Source organism: Candidatus Enterococcus courvalinii (assembly GCF_017315945.1).
GTDB lineage: Bacteria > Bacillota > Bacilli > Lactobacillales > Enterococcaceae > Enterococcus_B > Enterococcus_B courvalinii.
Genome location: NZ_JAFLWI010000008.1, coordinates 89,738 through 113,067 on the forward strand (window position 1 = coordinate 89,738; position 23,330 = coordinate 113,067).

The window sequence follows — 23,330 nt, forward strand, 5'->3', positions numbered from 1 at the left end:
CTTTGAAAGAAGATTAATTTTATCTCTTGGTCGCAATTTGTTTGAATTTTTTCTATAATAAAAATAGAACTACAAATGAGGGATGAATGTTGACAACAAAACAGAAGTGGACGAATCGTTTTTGGTTAGCTGTGAAATATTTACTGATTTCGATTTTTCTGGCATTTATTTTACGTGGCTTTCTTTTTATTCCAGTGCCGGTTGAAGGAAATTCAATGGAAAATACATTGAGTCAAGGAAATATGACAGTAATGGAGAAGTTTACCGAGATCAAACGATTTGATGTCGTCGTTTTTCAATTAGCAGATGGAACGATCTACATCAAGCGAGTAATTGGGCTGCCTGGTGAAACAATCAGCTATCAAAATGACACACTACAAGTGAACGGAAAAAAAATCAAAGAACCTTTTTTGAATAAAAATATCCAATCAGATCACGAGACGGCTCCTTATACGACAGATTTTACATTGCAAGGATTGACTGGTGAAGCAAAGTTAGCTGAAGATAATTATTTTGTCATGGGAGATAATCGAAGAATTTCAAAAGATAGTCGTTCTTTTGGTACAATTTCTCGTGAAGATATCTTGGGTAAGGCACGTATGGTGTACTATCCTTTGAGTGAAATAAAATGGATCAAATAATTGATGGCTTGAAATAATATCAGTCAAAAAAGACAATTGAGTAAAATCAATTGTCTTTTTTTGTTTTTTTAAAATATAGATAAAGTTATTTTTTGACAGTTTATAACGGGATATGTTAACGTTTTCTTGGGCGATGATTTTTTTTATTTGTTGTTTTATCTTATCTTTTTTGGAGGAGGTGAAAGTTGAAAAGAGCGATTGAATAATTTGTTGAAAAAAATAAAACAAAAAAAGGAGAAAGAAAATGAAAAAGATCGTTGGGTTGATTTTTACTTTATTTCTATTATTTCCTCAAGTAGTGGTTCATGCAAATGAAACGGAACAAGAGATTGACGCAAAAAGTAGTGAAATAAATTACGGAATGGAGTTTGTAGTTACCAGAAATGCTGAAGTATCTTCATTGCAAGAGGGTTGGGGAATACAAGGAATGAGAGTAACAGAAGATGTAATTGAATTCGATGTTGATATGTCTGACGAATTTTACAAATACTGTCAACCAAAAGAGATACAAACTTTAACTAGTGGACCAGGGGGCCAATACCAAGTAAATGGCAAACGAATTCTTCGTGAAATAAAAAATGGGAGACGCTATTACACAATGCGTTTTGATAGAAACCAATATATAAATGGTTCTAATACAGTTATCTATATAAAGACAGTTGTGGATTCTCAATTTGTATACAACGAGCTAATTATCTCTTTAGATACAAAGATACCAATCAATTACAATGACATACTTGTTTCGATTCAAAGCAAAATAGATCCTTGGAAAGTAGTTGATTGGTATCAAGAACGAAATACGGCAATCAGTTTTAATAATGATGGAAACAGTAATCAAAAATGGTATTTACATTACAATGAAGCAAAAAATGCTTATAGTATACATAGTTATAAATCTCTCGCTTATAGCTTAATAGAAAATGCCAACGGAACTGTTGGTGTTAAACCAAATGTTAGTGACAGTGATAGTGCACTGTGGCAATTAATTTGGGAAGGGTTTCATGAAAATGGGAGTGCATATTACTTGAAGAATTTGAAGAGCGGAAAAGTAATGGATGTTGAAGCAAATCAATTAGATGGCGGCAATATTATTACATTTAATCAAAGAGAGACAGAGAATCAAAAATTTATTTTGCACATTGAAGGTAGAAAATGAATCCTAATAACATTTCCTGTAAAACATGAAGATAAACTAGCAAAAAAGGAAACACATTCATGTGTTTCCTTTTTTGTTTACTTGAAAAACTTTTTATAACCAAGAAGAAATCAGTCAAAATTGTGGGGTGATTTTGATGATAACTTCTTGACTGTTAGCCAGACAGTTATCCAATTTTTTCGTTTCCTTTTACATTGCCATCCAAGATGGTTCTAACATATTTCCATCTAGGTCCTGCACTTCAAGACCAAACATCTGATCTTCTGGAATACCCATGTCAACGTGGTAATAAGATCCACCATTTTCTTTCGCTGTTTCAGCAAACTTTTTGACTGCTTCTGCATTAGGCAGACTGAAAGCAATCAGTGCGCCACTGGTTGTCTGTGCATTTGCAATTTTTCGGTCGTTGATAAATGTTTGATAAAATTCATGATCCAATAGCATAATCCAAAAGTGATCATCCCATACCATAGAGCTTGCTTGTTCTGTCGAGAATTCTTGATTTTGTTTAAAGCCAAGCTTCGTATAAAATTCTGTTGACTTTTTCACATCTTTAACTGGAAAATTAACAAAAACCATTGTACTCATTTTTTTCGACCCCTTTCTACCTTTTATCATCCTCTGTTAAGTAAGCGCTGTCAAAAAATCTGCTTAACTTTTAATGAAGAAAAGAAATGTTTAACATTGAATGTTCAAAACAATAGCTGGTTTTATTTTTAAGGTAACTAGATATGAGATGGTTACACCGCTAGCTATTATTTGATTTATCTAATGCGCAAGATTATTTCCTAGTGAGGAGCTTTTTTTGATTTGTTTTATTGGATGGGTCATTTTATACTTTTATTGTCTATTCTCTATTAAAAAGTTGGTGGTTTTGATAAAGAGAAATAGCACAAAAAGCATAATGGAAAATGTAGCTGGCAGTTATTAACTGAAGCAGTTTTATTTTTTCTAAACAATAGGCGTTTTGCCAGAAGGAGTAAGTAAAAAATGTCAAAGAAAAAAAGGTTTGTTAATCGGGGGAGACCATTGAAAAAAGGAAAAAATTGGCTTGTCATAAGTATTGCAACGCTAACAATCTGTGGAAGCATTCTTCAAAGCAGTCCTATTTTAGTTCTGGCTGCCGTAAGCGAATTTAAACAAAACACATTTAAATCTACAGAAGACTTAGCACAAACAGCTGTCACAGCTGAAACTATCGCTGTATTAGGCAGTGAAGAAACAAAAGAGACCGAAGAAATTTTGACAATGCCAACGGAGTCTTTGACAAGTGAACAGGTGACTAGTCAATCAGAGGATACGAGCCCTGCAACAAGGACGACGGTCGATTCTTCAACCACCAATTCGTCAACGAATGAGGCAATGGAAGCCATTAGCCAGAAAGAAGTAAGTCAAGAATCAGAAACCAAAATGGTAGCTGCTGATTCCGATGTCAAATATTTTGGGGTAAAAGATGGGATACATTGGTACATAGATCATGCAGACACACTTCACTTAGGTACAGAGAATCTTGGAGGAACAGATTCTTGGATTAACTATCAGAAAACGATAAAAAAAATTGTTGTAGAATCACCGATAACTTTACCACGATATGCAGCTGGCTACTTCGCAAACATGGAAGAAGTAATGTCTTTTGAAAATGCTGAATTAATCGACACAAGTAAAGTCGTGGAAATGAGTCAGATGTTTCAAAAAAATCTTAAATTAATTTCCATTGATGTATCAAATTGGAATTTGGAAAATGTAACTACAGTTCATTCGATGTTTTCTGGATGTACGGAGTTGAGAAAACTTGATGTATCAAAATGGGACACAAAAAATATTAAGGATTTCAATTCAATGTTTTCTAACACATGGTCTCTAACTGAACTTGACGTATCAAATTGGGATGTATCGAATGCGACAAATATGGAAAGGATGTTTTTTTCGTACAATGGTTCAAAATTAGATGTCTCGAACTGGAATGTAGGGAATGTTGTAAATATGTCAGACATGTTTGGACGATCCAGTATCAAAGAATTGGATTTATCCAAGTGGGATGTGAGCCGTGTCACTAGTATGTACAGTATGTTTACTCAAATGGCTGAACTTGAGGCACTAAATCTATCGAATTGGAATGTTGCCAATGTTAAGAATATGGAGAGAATGTTTTATACTTATGGAGAACCGACGAAACTAAGGTCATTAAATCTTGCCACTTGGGAAAACGCTTCAGCTGAAGGAATGAAGTTAATGTTTGCCGACCTAACTCAATTGACGGAACTGGATCTATCAAGTTTAGACATGTCGAATACACTGAATAAGGAATCGATGCTAGAAAATTTACCTAGCTTAACGAAGCTGACTTTAGGTAAGAAAACAAACATTGCTGGAACAAATTTGACTGAACCAGCTAATGAACAAAGATGGCGTGCAGTTGGATTAGGAACACTGGACGATCCTGCTGGTAACGAACTCTTTTCATCAGCCGATTTGATGGTTAACTATGAGGGAGATACGATGGCGGATACCTATGTTTTGTACAGTGCTAAGCCTATCATCGTTCATTATGTTGATGAAAATGGAGATGCCATCAAGGGTGTCGCAGATCAAGAGTTGAAGTATTCTAATCAAGGAAATATAGTTGGTGAAGAATATGAGGTCACCCAGAATATCATACCGATTACAGGTTATCATTTTATGAATCAAGTTGATGACACTAAAAGTGGATTGCCGATGTCTGGTAGGCTTACCAACGATATGGTTATCCATGGTGGAGACATTTATCTGCAGTATCATTCGATTGACTTTTCAACTCAGATTGTTTATCCAGACAATACTGTGAAGAAAGTTCCGACTATATTTGAAAAAGTGATGACCGTAACTGAAAATTCTAAGTATGGGATTGACTTAGAAAAGACCATTTTTCTAATGAAAACTGAAACCTCAGAAGAAAAAACGATAGGTTCTCTAGCCGATTTTGCGAAAAACTTTGGGATGGATTTTGGTGGAAAAACACGAGTTTTTAGTGTAGATGACCTCACTAAAGTACAAATAATTATCGATAAGGTTCAATCGGTTTTAGAAAATCCTACTGCTGAAAAACAGAAAGCATTCCGTGGTTCAGTGATTTATACCGGGCCCTATCGCTTAGATTATCAATTAGTAGAGAATAAATCAGAAATTACAGGAGTTAATCAAACGGTTTTTGTTAATGAGTATAGTACTGACAATAAGCCATTAAAAGATAGCTATATTGACAAAGTAATCAACGCGTTAGGAGAACATAGTGATATAAGCACCGAAGAAATTGTTGTAGATGATAGTCGTGTTATCTGGGATACAGTTGGAGATTATCAAGTGATCTTGTCTTATACTGATAGCTTAAGCGACAAGGTGGTCACTGCTGAGGTAACGGTTCATGTGAAGGCGACTAGAGCCGAAGTGATCGGTCACGATAGTACACTAATTGCAAGTCCTAACCAGAAATGGGAAGCAAAAGACAACTTTGACTCCGCAGTTGGTGCAAATGGAGAAGTAGTTGACTTTAAAGACATAAAAGTAAAAGGTGAGGTTGATCCAACAACTCTGGGTGATTATGAAGTCACTTATAGTTATGAAGACACATTTGGCAATGTTGTTTCATCAACGGTGACAATTCATGTCGTGAAAGAAAAGGTAAGTACACCTGATAGTGAAGAACCAACAATTCCAGTGAATGAATCTTCCTCTCCAGAAAGTAAAACAAACAATAAAAATAAGAAGAATGTATTTCCGAAAACGGGAGAAATCCTTAGTTATTCGATGGAATTGATAGGCATGCTATCCAGTACGCTTGGGTTTATTGCTTTAGTTGTACATAAAAAAAGGAATAAAAAGAGTAAATAAGTTTAGCTTAAAAGATGTTTACCAAATAGAAAAAGTCTGACTATCTAGTTAGAATAAGAAAGATTGAAAAGGTGTATAAACAAGTAAAATGTAACAAATTATTTTTTGCGGAGTAGATAAATTTACTTCGCTTTTTGTTGTCAAAAATAATTAGGGTCAGTGCAATTTACTGATTAAATTATTTTTGCTGAGTAATGAAAATTGATAAGATTTGAACAGTTCCTCAGTAAAATTATTTATTTTATTAGGTAGAGAAAGGTAAGCGCGACAAAAAACAAATTTGAATGTCAAAATGAAAGCCAAAAATGGATTGTGAATTATGCTTGAAAAAAGAAAAACTGCTTGTAAAAAAGCAAAGACTTGCAAGTGTATGGGTTATTGTTTAATCTAGCAGAGATTTATGGTAAAATGCGAAAGATGTCTAGTGATAAGATAATACATGGAACAGTTTTTTTACAAAAGAAAAAACATGGTTCTATGAAAGATATTTTATTAGAAATGAAACAGTTTAAGGTTCAATAAACCTTAATACGAAAGGAGTTGCATTTACAAGATGGCTATCCAATGGTTCCCTGGACACATGGCTAAAGCACGTCGTGAAGTGTCTGAAAAAATGAAATATGTTGATATCGTGTTTGAATTAGTTGATGCACGTTTGCCATTATCATCAAGAAATCCAATGCTTGATCAAATCATCCAACAAAAACCACGGATTGTTTTATTAAACAAAGCTGATTTAGCAGATCCACAACAAACAAAATTGTGGCAAGAATACTTCAAAAAGCAAGGTCACGCAGCTTTAGCAATCAATGCACAAAAAAATAAAGGTGTTAAGGGTTTGATTCCAACCGCCAAAGAAGTGTTAAAAGGAAAAAGAGCGAGAGATGCGGCTAGAGGATTGAAACCACGCGCGATTCGAGCAATGGTTTTAGGAATCCCGAATGTTGGAAAATCGACATTAATGAATCGCTTAGTTGGAAAAAAAATTGCACAAACAGGAAATAAACCTGGGGTTACTAAAGGTCAACAATGGTTACGTCATGGGACAGAACTAGAATTATTAGATACACCAGGAATTCTTTGGCCTAAATTTGAAGATGAAGAGATTGGTAAAAAACTGGCATTGACTGGTGCAATCAAAGATCAATTACTTCATTTAGATGACTTGGCCATCTATGGGTTGGATTTTTTTGCCCGTTATTATCCAGGGAGAATTCAAGAACGTTACCACTTAACAGAAGAACAAGAACAAGGACTTGCACCAGAAATTTTGATGGATATCACGGCTAAAAGAGGGTTCAGGGATGATTACGCTCGTGGAAGTGAACTAGTTGTGTTTGAAATCAGAGATGGCAGACTGGGTCGCTACACGTTAGATCGTTGTGAAGAAATGGGGCAAGTAATGAATGAGTGAGTCGATTCAAGCCATTAAGGAAAAACTAGCCACAATCACTTCCTTCACTGATCCTTCACTTGAATATTTGAAACAAGATCCGCGAAAAGGCGTGCAACAAGCACTTAATTCCTTAGCAAAGCGACTAGAAAAGGAAGCAAAAGTCAAAGAAAAGTATCAAGAAATGTTTATTTTTGAAAAACAAGGGTATGCCAATGGTCATCAATGGATTGCAGGGATTGACGAAGTTGGTCGGGGGCCTTTAGCTGGTCCGGTTGTTGCGGCAGCTGTTGTATTACCCAAAGATGAAGAAATCCTTGGCTTGAATGATTCTAAGCAGTTATCTGAGAAAAAACGTGAATTACTTTATCAGGAAATTCAAGAGAAAGCTTTGGCTATTGGAATTGGAATTGTTGATGAAAAAATAATTGATCAAGTCAACATTTATGAGGCAAGTAAACTGGCAATGATTCAAGCAGTTGAAAAATTAGCAGTTAAGCCAACTTACTTATTGATTGATGCGATGAAATTAGATTTACCCATTCAACAAGAGAAGTTAATCAAAGGTGATGCGCGTTCTGTTTCTATTGCCGCCGCCAGTATCATTGCTAAAGTTTACCGCGATCGTTTGATGGAAGAATACGACCATTTGTATCCAGGGTATGGATTTGGGCATAATGCTGGTTATGGGACAAAAGAACATTTGATTGGTATGGAAAAACAAGGAATTACGCCAATTCATCGTCGAACATTTGCTCCAGTGAAAAAATATTTATAAAAATTTAAACTCATCTTTTGCGTATCTTATCAAAAAGAAAGCAAAAGGTGGTTTTTTTATGGAAAAAATAAAAGAATATTTATTGCGTTTGACTTATGCAAAGGGGATCAGTAGCCAAGGAAAATGGCAAGTGCTTCAGTACTTATTGGCAAACCCAGAAGTGCGGTTAACAATAGAAGAGATTTGTAAGATTGCTTCCATTACGAGTCATCGTGAACTGTTTCGACAAAGCTGGTTGGAAATCGAAAGCAACTGGGAAACGATTAAACAAGACCAACAATATATTACTTGCTTGGATTCATGCTATCCACCACAATTACTGGATTTGACATATCCTCCCATTCTATTATTTTATCGAGGAGATGTATCCTTATTGACGTGCAAGATGCTGAGTGTTGTTGGAGGAAGACGTTCGTCAGTTCTGGCAAAAAAAACTGTACTTCAGCTCTTACGTCCGGTGATTGCTGATGGTTACGTGATTGTGAGTGGCTGTGCCAAAGGAATTGATACATATAGTCATTGTGCAGCAATTAGGGAAGGCGGACGAACGATTGCGGTTGTTGGAACAGGCTTGGGAAAATTTTATCCGAGAGAAAATGAACAATTACAAATGAAAATTGCTGAGGAGCATTTGCTGTTAAGTGAGTATCCGCCAGAAGCGGGACCAAGGAGACATCGCTTTCCGATGAGGAATCGAATTATTGCTGCATTGTCACTGGGAACTTGTGTGGTTGAAGCAAGGAAAAAAAGTGGTTCACTAATAACAGCACAGCAAGCATTAGACTTAGGTAAAGCTATTTTTGCCGTCCCAGGGAACGTATTAACAGAACACTCTGAAGGCTGTCATCACCTCATTCAAGATGGCGCAATTTGTACGATTTCAGGACAAGATATTTTAGCAGAATTGAAAGAATAACATCACATTTCCCATTTGCTTTCCTTGACAAACGATTTCTGAATGGATATGATTAGCTACGATTTGTAGGAAACCTCTAATATAAGTATATATAGTAGGAACTCGACAATGAAAGGAGTCCATTCAAGAATGGCATATAAATATTTAGTGATTGTAGAATCACCAGCAAAGGCCAAAACAATTGAAAAATATCTGGGCCGAAATTATAAAGTAATGGCAAGTGTAGGCCATATTCGTGATTTACCGAAAAGTAAAATGGGAATTGATGTCGAAAATAATTATGAACCCCATTATATTTCTATCCGAGGAAAAGGCGACGTTATCAAAAGTTTAAAATCTGCGGCTAAAAAAGCACAAAAAGTTTATCTCGCAAGTGACCCGGATAGAGAAGGAGAAGCTATTGCTTGGCATTTAGCTTATTTATTAGGATTAGATCTTGAAGACAAAAATCGTGTTGTTTTCAATGAAATCACTAAGGATGCTGTGAAAGCTGCGTTTAAAGAACCTCGTTCAATTGATGTTGATTTAGTGGATGCACAACAAGCACGCCGCGCATTAGACCGATTAGTTGGTTATTCAATCAGCCCAATTCTTTGGCGTAAAGTGAAAAAAGGATTGAGTGCAGGACGTGTTCAATCTATTGCTTTAAAAATTATCATTGATCGTGAGCAAGAAATTCGCGAATTTATTCCAGAAGAATACTGGAGTATCGATGGAAATTTTAAAAAAGCACGTAAGAAATTCAAAGCGAACTTCTGGGGAATCGATGGGAAGAAGAAAAAATTGCCGAATGCAGAAGCTGTGAAAGAAGTCACTGCTAGAATTGATGGTCAAGACTTCGAAGTAAAAAAAGTTGAAAAGAAAGAACGAAAAAGAAACCCAGCAAACCCATTTACTACGAGTAGTTTGCAACAAGAAGCTGCACGTAAGTTGAATTTCCGTACAAGAAAAACAATGATGGTCGCGCAACAACTTTATGAAGGAATTGCATTAGGAAAACAAGGGACAGTGGGGTTAATCACCTATATGCGTACCGATTCAACGCGAATTGCCGACACAGCAAAGGCAGAGGCAGCCTCATTTATCCAAGAAACGTATGGCAATGAATTTTCTGCTCATGGAAATAAAAAGGTAAAAAATGCTCAAGGCGCACAAGATGCCCATGAAGCAGTAAGACCAACTAGTGTTTTACGCACACCCGACGAAATCAAACAGTATTTGGATAAAGATCAATTAAAATTATATACATTGATCTGGTCACGTTTTGTTGCCAGTCAAATGACGCCGGCAATTTTAGATACAATGAAAGTTACTTTAGACCAAAATGGTGTCATCTTTATTGCTAACGGTTCAAAGGTGAAATTCAAAGGATTTATGCAGGTGTATATTGAAGGGCGCGATGATGGGAAAGAGGACAAGGAAAATATCTTGCCTGAATTAACAGAGGGAGATATCGTTCAGTCTGTGGACATCGAACCAAAACAACATTTTACGCAACCACCAGCAAGATTTAGTGAAGCAACACTTATCCGAGCATTGGAAGAAAATGGTGTAGGTCGTCCATCTACTTATGCACCAACATTGGATACGATCCAACGTCGATACTATGTCAAATTGACACAAAAACGTTTTGAACCAACAGAGTTAGGGGAAATTGTCAACTCATTGATTGTTGAATTCTTCCCTCAGATCGTTGATATTCATTTCACAGCAGAAATGGAAAATGACTTGGATAAAGTGGAAGAAGGGAAAGAAGCTTGGGTCCAAGTAGTTGACCGGTTCTATAAACCGTTCGAAAAAGAATTGAGTAATGCAGAAGAAAAAATGGAAAAAATCCAAATCAAAGATGAACCAGCTGGATTTGATTGTGATGTCTGTGGACATCCAATGGTGATTAAATTAGGAAAATATGGTAAATTTTACGCATGTAGCAATTTTCCAGAATGTCGTAACACAAAACCAATCGTTAAAGAAATCGGTGTTACTTGTCCTGTATGTCACGAAGGCCAAGTGATTGAACGTAAATCCAAGAAAAATAGAATTTTTTATGGTTGTTCTCGTTTCCCAGATTGCGAATTTACTTCTTGGGATAAACCAGTGGGCAGAAATTGTCCAAAATGTAATCAATATTTGGTTGAGAAGAAAGTTAAAGGCGGCAAACAAGTTGTCTGTGTAAATGGCGACTATGAAGAAGATGTTCAAAAATAATCGAAAAGAGGTTTTTACTTGAAAACTGTAAATGTCATTGGTGCCGGCCTTGCCGGAAGTGAAGCAGCTTGGCAAATTGCACAAGCTGGAGTTCCTGTTCGTTTATATGAAATGCGTCCAGTTAAATCAACGGAAGCACACCATACTGAAAATTTTGCGGAATTAGTTTGTTCTAATTCTTTAAGAGGAAATAGTTTAGCAAATGCTGTCGGTTTATTGAAAGAAGAAATGCGTCGTTTAAATTCCGTAGTGATTACTTCGGCTGACGAAACAGCTGTTCCTGCTGGTGGTGCATTGGCGGTTGACCGAGATTCGTTTTCAGAAACGATTACTCGAAAAGTGAAGGAGCATCCATTAGTCACTGTTGTCAATGAAGAAATGACTGAAATACCAGAAGGCATTACAGTTATCGCGACAGGTCCGTTGACCTCTCATCCATTAGCAGAAGCGATCAAAGAATTTAATGGTTCAGATGGTTTTTATTTCTATGATGCTGCTGCACCCATTATTGATAAATCAACGATTGACATGGACAAAGTTTATTTGAAATCACGTTATGATAAAGGCGAGGCAGCCTACTTGAACTGTCCAATGACAGAAGAAGAGTTTACGGCGTTCCATGATGCATTGATTCATGCAGAAGTCGCAGAATTAAAAGCATTTGAAAAAGAAAAGTATTTTGAAGGTTGCATGCCAATTGAAGTAATGGCACAACGTGGATTTAAAACGATGTTGTTTGGTCCGATGAAGCCAGTCGGATTGGAAGACCCAAAAACAGGCAAACGTCCTTATGCAGTAATCCAATTGCGTCAAGATAATGCGGCTGCTTCTCTTTATAATATTGTTGGTTTCCAGACTCATTTGAAATGGGGCGAGCAAAAACGAGTATTCCGTATGATTCCTGGCTTGGAAAATGCTGATTTTGTACGCTATGGTGTCATGCATCGTAATAGTTTCATGAATTCACCAGAACTATTGAAACCAACTTACCAATCAGCTAAGCGTGAAGATTTATTTTTTGCAGGTCAAATGACTGGTGTGGAAGGTTATGTAGAAAGCGCAGCTAGTGGTCTGTTAGCTGGAATCAATGCTGCACGATTGGCAAAAGAAGAAGAGCCAGTAGTCTTTCCACAAGAAACAGCGATTGGAAGTATGGCATACTATATCACGCATGCCGAAGGAAAACATTTCCAACCAATGAATGCAAACTACGGCTTGTTTCCGGAATTACCTGAACGAATCCGCGATAAAAAGTCGCGCTATGAAGCATTAGCAAACCGAGCATTAGCAGCCAATGAAAAAGTGATTGCTGACTTATCTTCACCTGTATCTGCACAATAACCAGAAAATTTGATTCGACTTAGAGAATGATGATTGATTCATCTTTCTCTAAGTTTTTTTGTCGCGCAAAATGAAAGATTCACTGAAAAATTAGCGAGAAAAATGAAAACAAAACGAAAAATTGTGCGAATTGTGAACAAACTTAGAAATATTGATTAAATTCTGACAATTTATTTGTTTTTTTATAATGGCTATGCTAAATTTATTTCTGGGATTGTAAGGAAGGTGAGAAAATGGCAGAACTAAGCTTGGAAGAAAAGTTTCTACGCTATTTGATTGTCGAGCGAGGATACTCGGATAAGACGCGTCAAGCATATGAAGAAGACATTAACGACTTCAAGGAGTTCCTAAAAGAATCTGGTGAGGAAGACTTATTTAGTATCAATCACTTAGATGTAAGAGTGTATTTAGGATTTTTATCGGACAAAGAATACAGCAGAAACACAATTAGCAGAAAAATTGCCAGTTTGCGTTCATTTTATCAATATCTTTTAAAAGAGGAACTGATTGAGGAGAATCCTTTTTCTTATGTCCATTTAAAGAAAAAAAATATTCGATTACCACGCTTTTTTTACGAAAATGAAATGCAAGCTTTGTTTGAAAGTGTGGCAGGTGATAAACCTTTAGATTTTAGAAATCGAGCAGTGCTGGAAGTTTTATATGGCTCTGGTATTCGATTAAGTGAATGTAGTGGGTTGCAAGTGAAAGATATCGACTTTCAAGCAGAAGTAATGTTGATCCATGGAAAAGGAAACAAAGAAAGATATGCGCCGCTGGGATCATTTGCTCAAGAAGCTTTACAAGAATATTTTGAAAAAAGTCGCTCGTTCTTGATGAACAAATACCATAAAGAACATGGTTTTGTTTTTGTTAATCACCATGGTGATCCGATTACACCAACTGGAATTGAATATATTTTAAATCAAATAATTAAAAAAAGTAGTTTAGACAGTGATATTCACCCCCATATGTTGCGCCATACGTTTGCAACGCATTTGTTGAACAATGGTGCAGATATGAGGACAGTTCAAGAGTTATTGGGACATGCAAATCTATCTACAACTCAAATTTATGCTCATGTGACGAAAGAAAGTCTACAAAAAAATTATCGCTCTTTTCATCCAAGAGCATAGCAAAGACATTATTTTATTAGGGGGTCTACAAATGGTAGAATCACAATTTCATTCAACCACGATTTGTGCAGTTGAAAAAGACGGAAAATTTGCAATGGCTGGAGACGGTCAAGTAACAATGGGCGAATCTGTTGTTATGAAAGGAACAGCTCGCAAAGTTCGCAGAATTTATAATGATGAAGTGGTTGTCGGCTTTGCTGGAAGCGTAGCGGATGCCTTTACTTTAGAAGAGAAATTTGAAGGGAAATTGAATGAATACAACGGTAATCTGCAACGTGCTGCTGTTGAGTTAGCGCAAGAATGGCGAACACAACAATCCATGCAGAAATTGGAAGCAATGTTGATTGTTATGAATGATAAAGAAATGTTGTTGGTTTCTGGAACGGGTGAAGTGATTACACCTGATGATGGTATTTTAGCCATTGGTTCTGGCGGAAACTTTGCATTAGCTGCTGCAAGAGCAATGAAAAATTATGCACAAAATGAGATGAGTGCAAAAGAAATTGCTGAGAACGCACTGAACATCGCAGCGGATATTTGTATCTTCACAAATCATAATATCATTGTAGAAGAATTATAAGAGGTGATTAGAATGAATGAATTAAGACAAACACCAAGACAAATTGTGAGTGAATTGGATCAATACATCGTGGGACAAGAAGCAGCTAAAAAATCTGTGGCTGTCGCTTTACGAAACCGCTACCGTAGACTCCAGTTGGATGAAAGAATGCAACAAGATATTACACCTAAAAATATGTTGATGATTGGACCAACAGGTGTTGGGAAAACAGAAATTGCCCGTCGACTTGCAAAAATCGTCCATGCACCTTTCATCAAAGTAGAAGCAACTAAATTTACAGAAGTTGGTTATGTTGGCCGAGATGTTGAATCAATGGTTCGTGACTTGGTTGAAAATGCGATTCAAATCGTTGAAAAAGAACAATACAGCCGAGTGTATACAAAAGCTAAGAAAAATGCTGAAAAGCGGTTAGTGAAAGTTTTAGTACCAGGTATCAAGAAGGAGCAAAAACAATCGACAAATCAATTTGAACAGATGATGAATATGTTCAATGCTTCTACACAACAGGCTGAACCACAAGAAGAAATCACTGAAGATATTCGTGTTAATCGTCGCACAGTCTTAGATCAACTGGAAAAAGGTCTGCTTGATACACGTGAAGTGACGATCGAAGTCGAAGAACAAAAAAAATCTGCGCCAATGATGAATAATGGTTTAGAACAAATGGGTATTGATTTGAATGAAACATTAGGGGCATTAACCCCCGCTAAAAAAGTTGAAAGAACAGTCACAGTGAAAGAAGCACGTGAAATTTTGATTCGTGAAGAGTCTGCTAAACTTGTGAAAGATGCAGATATTCACAGTGAAGCAATCAAATTGGCTGAATCAAGTGGGATCATTTTTATCGATGAAATCGACAAAGTAACTTCAAAATCACAACAGTCTGGCGAAGTTTCTCGAGAAGGCGTACAACGTGATATCTTACCAATTGTTGAAGGCTCACAAGTCAATACGAAATATGGTACGTTACAAACCGATCATATTTTATTTATTGCTTCAGGTGCCTTCCATTTATCAAAACCAAGTGATTTGATTCCAGAATTACAAGGGCGCTTCCCGATTCGTGTCGAATTAGATGATTTATCAGCGGAAGATTTTGTGAAAATTTTGACAGAACCTAATAATGCATTGATAAAACAATACATTGCATTGATTGAAACAGAAAATGTTTCCGTTACATTCACTAAAGAAGCAATCGAGCGTATTGCACAAATTGCTTTTAATGTGAACCGTGATACAGACAATATCGGTGCACGTCGTTTGCACACAATCTTAGAAAAATTATTAGAAGATTTATTATTTGAGGCACCAGATATGCAGATGGGTGAGATTACAATCACAGAAGCATATGTCGATGATAAATTAGTTTCAATTGCACAGAATGAAGATTTGAGCCGCTATATACTTTAAGAATCGGAGGACGACTATGACGGATTTGCTAACAAAAACCCGAAAAATCAACAAGCTTTTACAACAAAAAAATACCTTTGATATGGATGCTGATTTACCATATGACAAAATGGCAGTGACACTAGGTGGAGTACTGGATAGTAATACGTATATCATAGGCAGCGATGGTGTATTACTTGGTTATAATGAACGTCATGATGTGAATAACGAACGTGTAAAAACAATGTTTGTAGAAAAACAATTTCCACTTTCTTACACGGATACAGTCGATCAACTAGTTAAAACCGAAGCAAATATCCCGATCACGAGTGAAATTACAGCTTTTCCAGTAGAATCGAGAGAAAAATATCCATTTGGCTTAACGACAGTCGTACCGATTTTTGGTGCGGGGGAACGGTTAGGAACAATTATTTTGTCACGTATGGAACAAGCATTTACCGATGATGATTTAGTTTTAGCGGAATATGGTGCAACAGTAGTAGGTATGCAAATTCTTTACCAACAGTCACGTAGTATTGAAGAAGATGTACGGAGTGCAACAGCTGTCCAAATGGCGATCAACACTCTTTCTTACAGTGAATTAAAAGCAGTTCAAGCCATCTTCCATGCCCTTGATGGCGATGAAGGTCGTTTGACGGCTTCAAATATTGCTGATGAGATTGGAATTACTCGTTCAGTAATTGTTAATGCTTTGCGTAAATTGGAGTCTGCAGGTATCATTGAGTCACGTTCTTTGGGAATGAAAGGAACCTACTTGAAAGTCCTTAATTCACGCTTCAAAGAGGAACTAGCAAAACACAGCTACTAATATTTCATTAGTCAAGACAATCAAGGAAAGTAGCAATTTTAAAAATGGGGGAGTAACAATGACCGTAATTATTCAAAATGATCAGCTTATTGCTAAAATAGCTGAACATGGAGCAGAGCTAATTAGCTTACAATCAAAAGAGCATAATCTTGAATATATTTGGCAAGGGAATCCAGAATTTTGGGGACGTCATGCACCGGTTCTTTTCCCATTTGTTGGTCGTTTAAAAAATGACGAATACATGTATCAAGGAAAAACGTATTCGATGGGACAACATGGTTTTGCAAGAGATATGGATTTTGAAGTGATTGAGCAAGGATCAGAGCAAGCAAGTTTTCGGTTGAAAAGCACACCCGAAACGAAAAAAAATTATCCATTTGATTTCGAATTAGTCATCACTTATGAATTAGGTGGCGACGGAATAACTGTTCATTACCAAGTTGAAAATGTTGGAGAGGAAGAAATGTACTTTTCAATTGGTGGACATCCAGCGTTTAATGTACCACTGGAAGAAGGCTTGACATTTGAAGATTTTTATTTGGCTTTCTCGCCACGAAAATCAAGATTGCGTTTACCGTTGGCAGGGCCTTATATCGATTTAGATCAACGAACTTTGGGACAAACCAATACGAACTTAGCTCTGGATCGTGAATTGTTTGATCAAGATGCACTTGTTTTTGAAACAAAGGGACTAAATGCGTATTCGATTCGTAGTGAAAAATCACGCCACAGTGTGACTTTAAGCTACAAAGATATGCCTTATGTTGGTATCTGGTCGCCTTATCCTAAAGAAGCACCATTTGTTTGTATTGAACCTTGGTGTGGGATCGCCGATACAGTGAATAGTAATGGTAGTTTGATGGAAAAAGTGGGAATCAATCAATTGGGTGCCCATGAAATTTTCCAAACAAAATATTCAATCACGGTGAAATAAATATAAAAAAAGTGAGCTACGACAAATGGTCGCAGTTCACTTTTTTTAGAAAAGAAAAATCATTTCTTTTTGCTACTATTTAAACCAAAAGGAATTCGGCTTTCCGTTTTGTTTTTGATTCGTTGGATGTTTTCTTTGTGGCGAAGAAAAATAAAGGAAGACACTAGAAAAGCGATGATCGTTAACAGCCAATTATGTTCTGGTAAAATGACTGGTGCGATATAAGGTAAGAAAATCGTTGATAAAGTAATCAGTACCGCACTGATCATGCTACTCAAACTTACCATGCTTGTGAAGTAAAGACTTACGACAAAGATTACTGCAGAATAGACGAAGAAAATGGGACTGAATCCTAGAAGCATGCCAGCGCTGGTGGCGACTGCCTTTCCACCTTTAAATTTGGCGAAAATCGGAAAAGTATGACCCAGAATTGCACAGACCCCAAACCAAAGTGGATTGATTGTCGTAATGTGAAAAATAAGTGGGAGACAAGTTGCCAATGTTCCCTTTAAGATGTCCATTAATAAGACAACGATTCCTGCTTTTTTGCCTAATACTCGAAACGTATTGGTTGTTCCAGTATTTCCACTTCCATATGCGCGAATGTCTTTATTGAAAAAGATTTTTCCAATCCAGACGCCGGAAGGAATAGAACCCAAAAGATATGCTACAATAAGTAATAAGATCAATTTCATTTTTTTACCTCTTTCAAGTTGAAAACTAATGTTTATTTTAGCATGAAAGAGTAGTAGGAACAATCGAAATTCACGAATGAAAGGAATGAGTAGGATGCCATTTGAAAATCCAAGCCAAGAAACGATTTTTGACTATTTAAAGTCAGCAAAAAATATTGCTGTTGTCGGTTTGAGTAATAACCCTGAGCGAACAAGTCATCAAATCGCAAAACTGTTACAGCAAAAAGGTTACCGCATTTTTCCAGTGAATCCAGTTTTGACTGGACAAGAAGTATTAGGTGAGAAAGTTTATGATCACCTGACAGAAATTACAGAACCAATTGATATTGTTGATATTTTTCGACGTGATGAATTTTTACCTGAAGTAGCAAAGGACTTTTTGCAAACAGATGCAAAAGTTTTTTGGGCACAGTTAGGAATTGAAAATGAAGAGGCAGCAAACTTATTGCAAGCTGCTGGTCGAAAAGATATCGTGATGAATCGTTGTGTAAAAATTGAATTAGCTAAGATGGAAAATGACAAGGTTGAATGAAAATAAATAAAAATTTTAATGTGCAAAAGTTGTTAGTTAAAAGCAGGTTGGGCGACTGTTTCTCTTGATTTTTTCCCAACCTCTTTTTTTTCGCAGTTTTTTTTAGTATGATTAGTTCGATGCGGTCTTTGCTATTTCCGCAAGTATTATTGAAGGAGCGTTTGCCTTGGCAAAAAAAGTAATCAATGAATATAATGATGCGTCAATCCAAGTTCTTGAAGGATTAGAAGCAGTTAGAAAACGACCAGGGATGTATATCGGTTCCACTGATAGCCGAGGCTTACATCATTTAGTGTATGAAATTGTTGATAATGCAGTCGATGAAGCATTATCAGGTTATGGAAATGAAATTGATGTAGTGATACATAAAGATAACAGTATCACTGTAGTAGATAGTGGTCGCGGAATGCCAGTTGGAATGCATGCTTCAGGAATTCCAACGGTTGAAGTGATTTTTACAGTGTTGCATGCTGGAGGAAAGTTTGGTCAAGGTGGGTATAAAACATCTGGTGGATTGCATGGTGTAGGTGCTAGTGTGGTAAATGCTTTATCAAAATGGTTGACTGTGACTATCGTCCGCGATGGCGTTGAATACCAGCAAAAATTTGTAGACGGTGGAAAACCACAAGGTACCTTAAAAAAACTTGGCAAAACAAAAAAAGCAAATGGAACCACCGTTCACTTTTTACCTGATGATACAATCTTTTCAACAGTGAAATTCTCATATGAGACGTTATCAGAACGGTTGCGTGAGTCTGCTTTTCTTTTAAAAGGTGTTCGAATTACACTAAGTGACCTCCGTGGTGAGGAAGAAATCACAGAAGTTTTTCACTATGAAGAAGGAATCAAGGAATTTGTTGAATACTTGAATGAAGAAAAAGACACCTTGACACCAGTTGTCTATTTTTCAGGTGAAAAAGACGGTATCGAAGTGGAAGTATCTTATCAATATAATGATGGCTATTCAGAAAATATATTATCTTTTGTGAATAATGTACGGACGAAAGATGGCGGTACACACGAAGCCGGAATGAAAACAGCAATGACGAAAGCTTATAATGAGTATGCCCGTAAAGTTGGTCTTTTGAAAGAGCGAGATAAAAACCTAGAAGGCAGTGATTTTCGTGAAGGACTCGCGGCAGTTTTATCCATTCGCGTACCAGAAAACTTATTGCAGTTTGAAGGTCAAACAAAAGAGAAATTAGGTACGCCAATTGCTCGGACGGCCGTTGATAATGTCATTGGTGAACAAATGGGTTTTTATTTACAAGAAAACAGTGAAATGAGCCAAATGTTGGTCAGAAAAGCAGTGAAGGCTCGTGAAGCGCGAGAAGCTGCCCGTAAAGCGCGAGAAGAAAGCCGTAATGGGAAAAAACGCAAAAAAGGCGAATCTTTATTATCAGGGAAATTAACGCCTGCTCAATCACGTAATCCTAAAAAGAATGAACTTTATCTAGTCGAAGGCGATTCTGCTGGCGGTTCTGCCAAACAGGGGCGTGATCGTAAATTCCAAGCTATTTTGCCACTTCGAGGTAAAGTCATCAATACTGAAAAAGCCAAAATGCAAGACATTTTGAAAAATGAAGAAATCAATACGATGATTTATACGATTGGTGCTGGTGTAGGACCAGAATTTTCGATTGAAGACTGTAATTACGACAAAATTATCATTATGACCGATGCGGATACGGATGGTGCACATATCCAAGTGTTATTGCTCACTTTCTTCTATCGATACATGAAACCTTTGATTGAGGCTGGAAAAATCTACATTGCTTTGCCACCTTTATACAAGGTCTCTAAGGGTCAAGGGAAAAAGCAAGTAGTCGAATATGCTTGGACAGATGAAGAGCTAGCTGAAGAAATCAAAAAAGTTGGTAAAGGTTACTTATTACAACGTTATAAAGGACTAGGAGAAATGAATGCTGATCAGCTGTGGGAAACAACAATGGATCCAGCTTCACGAACATTGATTCGAGTACGAATTGATGATGCGGCTCAAGCAGAACGACGTGTAACAACATTAATGGGAGACAAAGTTGAACCACGACGAAAATGGATCGAAAGCCATGTCCAATTTACATTGGAAGAAGATGGCAGTATTTTAGATAAAAAAGAAGACACTGAAATGCCAATTTCATCTTCAAGTGAACGATTAGATGAAGAATATGAAAATGTTGAAAAGCCAATTCAGTTGTTTGATGTAGAATAGGAGGTCACCTGATGGAAAATCGACAAGAAATCCAAGAATTAACCTTAGAAGAAGTAATGGGTGACCGATTTGGACGTTATTCAAAATATATTATTCAAGAGCGCGCCTTGCCGGATATTCGTGATGGGCTAAAGCCAGTCCAACGCCGAATTTTATATGCAATGAACAAAGATGGAAACACCTACGATAAAGGCTTCCGCAAATCTGCGAAATCAGTCGGAAATATTATGGGTAACTATCACCCACATGGAGATAGTAGTATTTATGAAGCGATGGTTCGTATGAGTCAAGACTGGAAGCTCCGAGAAGTGTTGATCGAAATGCACGGAAATAACGGTAGTATGGACGGCGATCCTCCAGCAGCCATGCGTTATACAGAAGCGCGTCTGTCTAAACTAAGTGGGGAAATGTTAGCTGATATTGAAAAAGATACGGTTGATATGGTTTGGAACTTTGATGACACTGAAAAAGAACCAACTGTTTTACCTGCTAGATATCCAAACTTATTGGTAAATGGTTCGACAGGGATCTCAGCGGGGTATGCGACCGAGATACCTACACACAATTTAGGGGAAGTCATTGATGGGACAATTTACCTTATCGACCATCCTAATGCAAGTTTAGAGAAACTGATGGAATTCATTCCAGGACCTGATTTTCCAACAGGAGGAATCTTACAGGGAAAAGATGAAATCAAAAAAGCATTTGAAACTGGGCGCGGAAAAGTAATCTTGCGTTCTAAAACAAAAATTGAAGCAATTAAAGGAAACAAGGAACAAATTGTTGTTGCTGAAATTCCTTATGAAGTAAATAAAGCAACACTTGTGAAAAAAATCGATGAAGTTCGTTTAAACAAAAAAGTTGATGGAATTGCTGAAGTTCGTGATGAAAGTGACCGAACAGGGTTACAAATCGTTGTAGAATTAAAAAAAGATGCAAACGCACAAGGAATCTTAAATTATCTATTTAAAAACACGGAACTACAAATTAACTACAACTTTAATATGGTAGCCATTGACCATATGACACCACATCAAGTTGGTCTACGAGATATTTTGAGCAGTTATGTGGGACATAGGAAAGATGTGATTACGAAACGTAGCCAGTATGATTTAACAAAAGCAGAAAAACGTCAACATATTGTAGAAGGTTTGATGAAGGCATTATCGATCTTAGATCAAGTGATCACGACAATTCGTGAGAGTAAAGATAAACGTGATGCGAAGAAAAATTTAGTGGATGTCTTCCAGTTTACGGAAGAGCAAGCAGAAGCAATCGTGACGTTACAACTTTACCGTCTAACAAACACCGATATCACTGAACTTCAAAAAGAATCCGAACAATTGATTGCGCAAATCACAGAATTAAATAAAATTCTTTCAGATGATAAAGAATTGTTTTCATTAATGAAAAAAGAATTGCGCGAAGTGAAAAAAAATTATGCAACAAAACGTATTACAACAATTGAAGATGAGATCGAAGAAATAAAAATTGATACGAAAGTATTAGTTGCACAAGAAGACGTAGTCGTTAGCGTTACGCGTGAGGGATATGTGAAACGAAGCAGCCTACGTTCTTATAGTGCTTCGAAACCAGAAGAGATTGGTATGCGTGAAGGCGATTATCTTCTATATACAGGCGAATTAAGTACATTAGATCATGTTTTGTTTGTGACGAATAAAGCGAATATGATTTATCGTCCTGTTCACGAGTTACCGGATCTAAAATGGAAGGAAGTTGGAGAACACATTTCACAAACGATTTTGAATTTGTCAATGGACGAATCCATTATTGCAGTGTTCCCATACACGAAAACCCATCCAGAACAAACCTTTATCTTTATCAGTAAAAATGGCATGATCAAACAGACTAGAATGACTGAATTTGAACCATGGCGTACGTATAAGAGTCGTCCCCTTAGTTCAATGAAACTAAAAGGCGATGACGAGCTGATTGCGGTCTATTTGGAAGAAGGACAAACGGATTTAGATGTCTTTTTAGTTACTCATCAAGGAATGGGCTTAAGGTATCCGCTGGTTGAAGTACCAGTCGTTGGTGCAAAAGCAGCAGGAGTGAAAGCCATCAATCTAAAAGAGGATGATACGGTAATAAATGGGTTATTAGTTTTGACTGAAGGTGATACACCAATCGTCATCGTCACGCAAAGAGGTGCAGTCAAACGAATGCTTGCGCAAGAAATCTCACAAACTTCACGCGCAAAACGAGGGGTGCAAGTTTTAAGGGAATTAAAGAAAAATCCTCACCGAGTGGTTTATATGTCAGAAGGAACAAGTCGTGAATTAACCATTGTGAACCAAAAAGGAAAACAAGTAGAATTTAATCCAACTGATTTTCCAATTGGTGATCGTACGTCGAATGGTTCGTTTGTGTTGGATGAAAAACAAGGCGGAGAAATTATCGATGTCCTTGAAGCTCCCATCACAAAAATAGAAGAATAGCTGTATCATTTTTTATTGAAGGAGCACAATCTGTAGTAGTACAGATTGTGCTTCTTTTTTCATTTGTTAACTAGAATAAATTGAACTTTTTTATTGGAATATGAAAGTGTTCACAATGCTTAATGCTTGGTATTGAAGCATTGTTTAGTAATGTAGTAATTAAAATCTAAAAATTGTTAAAGAAAAAACAAGAAAACCCTTGCAAAGATGCCGCTCTGTGTTATACTAATCACGTAAAAACTGTTACATAAAACAGAAACTTTTAGG

The 23,330-nt window shown here is 36.8% G+C and carries 18 protein-coding genes; 16 read left to right on the top strand and 2 right to left on the bottom strand.

The features are described 5' to 3' along the window. Window positions 1-86: 86 nt before the first annotated feature. On the top strand, window positions 87-641 hold the full coding sequence (gene lepB / locus JZO71_RS06875) for a signal peptidase I (RefSeq protein WP_430733282.1): 555 nt from the start codon (window positions 87-89) through the stop codon (window positions 639-641). Window positions 642-885: 244 nt separating this feature from the next. After that, entirely contained in the window at window positions 886-1,797 is a 912-nt protein-coding gene (locus JZO71_RS06880) for an RICIN domain-containing protein (RefSeq protein ID WP_206898793.1), read from the top strand. 189 nt (window positions 1,798-1,986) lie between these two features. On the opposite strand, the gene JZO71_RS06885 is transcribed toward JZO71_RS06880, so the two are convergent. After that, window positions 1,987-2,385 carry a VOC family protein gene (locus tag JZO71_RS06885; RefSeq protein WP_206898794.1) on the bottom strand — a complete coding sequence of 133 codons (399 nt, stop codon included), beginning with the start codon at window positions 2,383-2,385 and terminating at the stop codon, window positions 1,987-1,989. 402 nt (window positions 2,386-2,787) lie between these two features. On the opposite strand from JZO71_RS06885, the gene JZO71_RS06890 reads away from it, so the two are divergent. From JZO71_RS06890 to JZO71_RS06940, 11 genes are all read left to right on the top strand, one after another. Beyond that, window positions 2,788-5,664, top strand: coding sequence for a BspA family leucine-rich repeat surface protein (locus JZO71_RS06890; protein ID WP_206898795.1), 2,877 nt, complete (start codon window positions 2,788-2,790; stop codon window positions 5,662-5,664). Between the two features lie 553 nt (window positions 5,665-6,217). Next, window positions 6,218-7,078, top strand: a complete 861-nt coding sequence (gene ylqF / locus JZO71_RS06895; RefSeq protein WP_206898796.1) for a ribosome biogenesis GTPase YlqF — start codon at window positions 6,218-6,220, stop codon at window positions 7,076-7,078. Then, the gene (gene rnhB, locus JZO71_RS06900; protein WP_206898797.1) at window positions 7,071-7,835 is read left to right on the top strand and encodes a ribonuclease HII; all 765 of its coding nucleotides are present in this window, start codon (window positions 7,071-7,073) and stop codon (window positions 7,833-7,835) included. The genes ylqF and rnhB overlap by 8 nt, the downstream gene beginning before the upstream one ends. Before the next feature lie 58 nt (window positions 7,836-7,893). Then, window positions 7,894-8,751 (top strand): DNA-processing protein DprA, encoded by an 858-nt coding sequence (dprA, locus tag JZO71_RS06905; protein ID WP_206898798.1) that lies wholly within the window; start codon window positions 7,894-7,896, stop codon window positions 8,749-8,751. 129 nt (window positions 8,752-8,880) lie between these two features. After that, on the top strand, window positions 8,881-10,959 hold the full coding sequence (gene topA, locus JZO71_RS06910; RefSeq protein ID WP_206898799.1) for a type I DNA topoisomerase: 2,079 nt from the start codon (window positions 8,881-8,883) through the stop codon (window positions 10,957-10,959). A gap of 18 nt (window positions 10,960-10,977) precedes the next feature. Further along, the gene (trmFO, locus tag JZO71_RS06915) at window positions 10,978-12,300 is read left to right on the top strand and encodes an FADH(2)-oxidizing methylenetetrahydrofolate--tRNA-(uracil(54)-C(5))-methyltransferase TrmFO (protein ID WP_206898800.1); all 1,323 of its coding nucleotides are present in this window, start codon (window positions 10,978-10,980) and stop codon (window positions 12,298-12,300) included. A 233-nt stretch (window positions 12,301-12,533) separates the two neighbouring features. Further along, on the top strand, window positions 12,534-13,433 hold the full coding sequence (gene xerC, locus JZO71_RS06920) for a tyrosine recombinase XerC (protein ID WP_206898801.1): 900 nt from the start codon (window positions 12,534-12,536) through the stop codon (window positions 13,431-13,433). Between the two features lie 31 nt (window positions 13,434-13,464). Continuing rightward, entirely contained in the window at window positions 13,465-14,013 is a 549-nt protein-coding gene (hslV, locus tag JZO71_RS06925; protein ID WP_067485006.1) for an HslVU peptidase proteolytic subunit, read from the top strand. 12 nt (window positions 14,014-14,025) lie between these two features. Further along, window positions 14,026-15,423 carry an ATP-dependent protease ATPase subunit HslU gene (gene hslU, locus JZO71_RS06930; protein WP_206898802.1) on the top strand — a complete coding sequence of 466 codons (1,398 nt, stop codon included), beginning with the start codon at window positions 14,026-14,028 and terminating at the stop codon, window positions 15,421-15,423. 16 nt (window positions 15,424-15,439) lie between these two features. Beyond that, window positions 15,440-16,231: a GTP-sensing pleiotropic transcriptional regulator CodY gene (gene codY, locus JZO71_RS06935; RefSeq protein ID WP_067485011.1), complete on the top strand. Its 792-nt coding sequence runs from the start codon at window positions 15,440-15,442 to the stop codon at window positions 16,229-16,231. Window positions 16,232-16,289: 58 nt separating this feature from the next. After that, complete coding sequence (locus JZO71_RS06940; protein ID WP_206898803.1) at window positions 16,290-17,165, top strand: aldose 1-epimerase family protein; 876 nt, start codon at window positions 16,290-16,292, stop codon at window positions 17,163-17,165. 59 nt (window positions 17,166-17,224) lie between these two features. On the opposite strand, the gene plsY is transcribed toward JZO71_RS06940, so the two are convergent. Further along, on the bottom strand, window positions 17,225-17,860 hold the full coding sequence (gene plsY / locus JZO71_RS06945; RefSeq protein ID WP_206898804.1) for a glycerol-3-phosphate 1-O-acyltransferase PlsY: 636 nt from the start codon (window positions 17,858-17,860) through the stop codon (window positions 17,225-17,227). A 94-nt stretch (window positions 17,861-17,954) separates the two neighbouring features. Here plsY and JZO71_RS06950 point away from each other — a divergent pair, with 94 nt between their 5' ends. The 3 genes from JZO71_RS06950 (at window position 17,955) to parC (ending at window position 23,063) form a co-directional block, all read left to right on the top strand. Then, the gene (locus JZO71_RS06950; protein WP_206898805.1) at window positions 17,955-18,392 is read left to right on the top strand and encodes a CoA-binding protein; all 438 of its coding nucleotides are present in this window, start codon (window positions 17,955-17,957) and stop codon (window positions 18,390-18,392) included. Window positions 18,393-18,558: 166 nt separating this feature from the next. Continuing rightward, window positions 18,559-20,604 (top strand): DNA topoisomerase IV subunit B, encoded by a 2,046-nt coding sequence (parE, locus tag JZO71_RS06955; protein WP_206898806.1) that lies wholly within the window; start codon window positions 18,559-18,561, stop codon window positions 20,602-20,604. 11 nt (window positions 20,605-20,615) lie between these two features. Further along, window positions 20,616-23,063: a DNA topoisomerase IV subunit A gene (gene parC, locus JZO71_RS06960; RefSeq protein ID WP_206898807.1), complete on the top strand. Its 2,448-nt coding sequence runs from the start codon at window positions 20,616-20,618 to the stop codon at window positions 23,061-23,063. Window positions 23,064-23,330: the final 267 nt, after the last annotated feature.

What these genes read in the sequence shown, in the direction of transcription:
- lepB (WP_430733282.1), top strand. Translation starts at nt 87, where the DNA reads ATGTTGACAACAAAACAGAAGTGGACGAATCGTTTTTGGTTAGCTGTG.
- JZO71_RS06880 (WP_206898793.1), top strand. Translation starts at nt 886, where the DNA reads ATGAAAAAGATCGTTGGGTTGATTTTTACTTTATTTCTATTATTTCCT.
- JZO71_RS06885 (WP_206898794.1), bottom strand. Translation starts at nt 2,385, where the DNA reads ATGAGTACAATGGTTTTTGTTAATTTTCCAGTTAAAGATGTGAAAAAG.
- JZO71_RS06890 (WP_206898795.1), top strand. Translation starts at nt 2,788, where the DNA reads ATGTCAAAGAAAAAAAGGTTTGTTAATCGGGGGAGACCATTGAAAAAA.
- ylqF (WP_206898796.1), top strand. Translation starts at nt 6,218, where the DNA reads ATGGCTATCCAATGGTTCCCTGGACACATGGCTAAAGCACGTCGTGAA.
- rnhB (WP_206898797.1), top strand. Translation starts at nt 7,071, where the DNA reads ATGAGTGAGTCGATTCAAGCCATTAAGGAAAAACTAGCCACAATCACT.
- dprA (WP_206898798.1), top strand. Translation starts at nt 7,894, where the DNA reads ATGGAAAAAATAAAAGAATATTTATTGCGTTTGACTTATGCAAAGGGG.
- topA (WP_206898799.1), top strand. Translation starts at nt 8,881, where the DNA reads ATGGCATATAAATATTTAGTGATTGTAGAATCACCAGCAAAGGCCAAA.
- xerC (WP_206898801.1), top strand. Translation starts at nt 12,534, where the DNA reads ATGGCAGAACTAAGCTTGGAAGAAAAGTTTCTACGCTATTTGATTGTC.
- hslV (WP_067485006.1), top strand. Translation starts at nt 13,465, where the DNA reads ATGGTAGAATCACAATTTCATTCAACCACGATTTGTGCAGTTGAAAAA.
- hslU (WP_206898802.1), top strand. Translation starts at nt 14,026, where the DNA reads ATGAATGAATTAAGACAAACACCAAGACAAATTGTGAGTGAATTGGAT.
- codY (WP_067485011.1), top strand. Translation starts at nt 15,440, where the DNA reads ATGACGGATTTGCTAACAAAAACCCGAAAAATCAACAAGCTTTTACAA.
- JZO71_RS06940 (WP_206898803.1), top strand. Translation starts at nt 16,290, where the DNA reads ATGACCGTAATTATTCAAAATGATCAGCTTATTGCTAAAATAGCTGAA.
- plsY (WP_206898804.1), bottom strand. Translation starts at nt 17,860, where the DNA reads ATGAAATTGATCTTATTACTTATTGTAGCATATCTTTTGGGTTCTATT.
- JZO71_RS06950 (WP_206898805.1), top strand. Translation starts at nt 17,955, where the DNA reads ATGCCATTTGAAAATCCAAGCCAAGAAACGATTTTTGACTATTTAAAG.
- parC (WP_206898807.1), top strand. Translation starts at nt 20,616, where the DNA reads ATGGAAAATCGACAAGAAATCCAAGAATTAACCTTAGAAGAAGTAATG.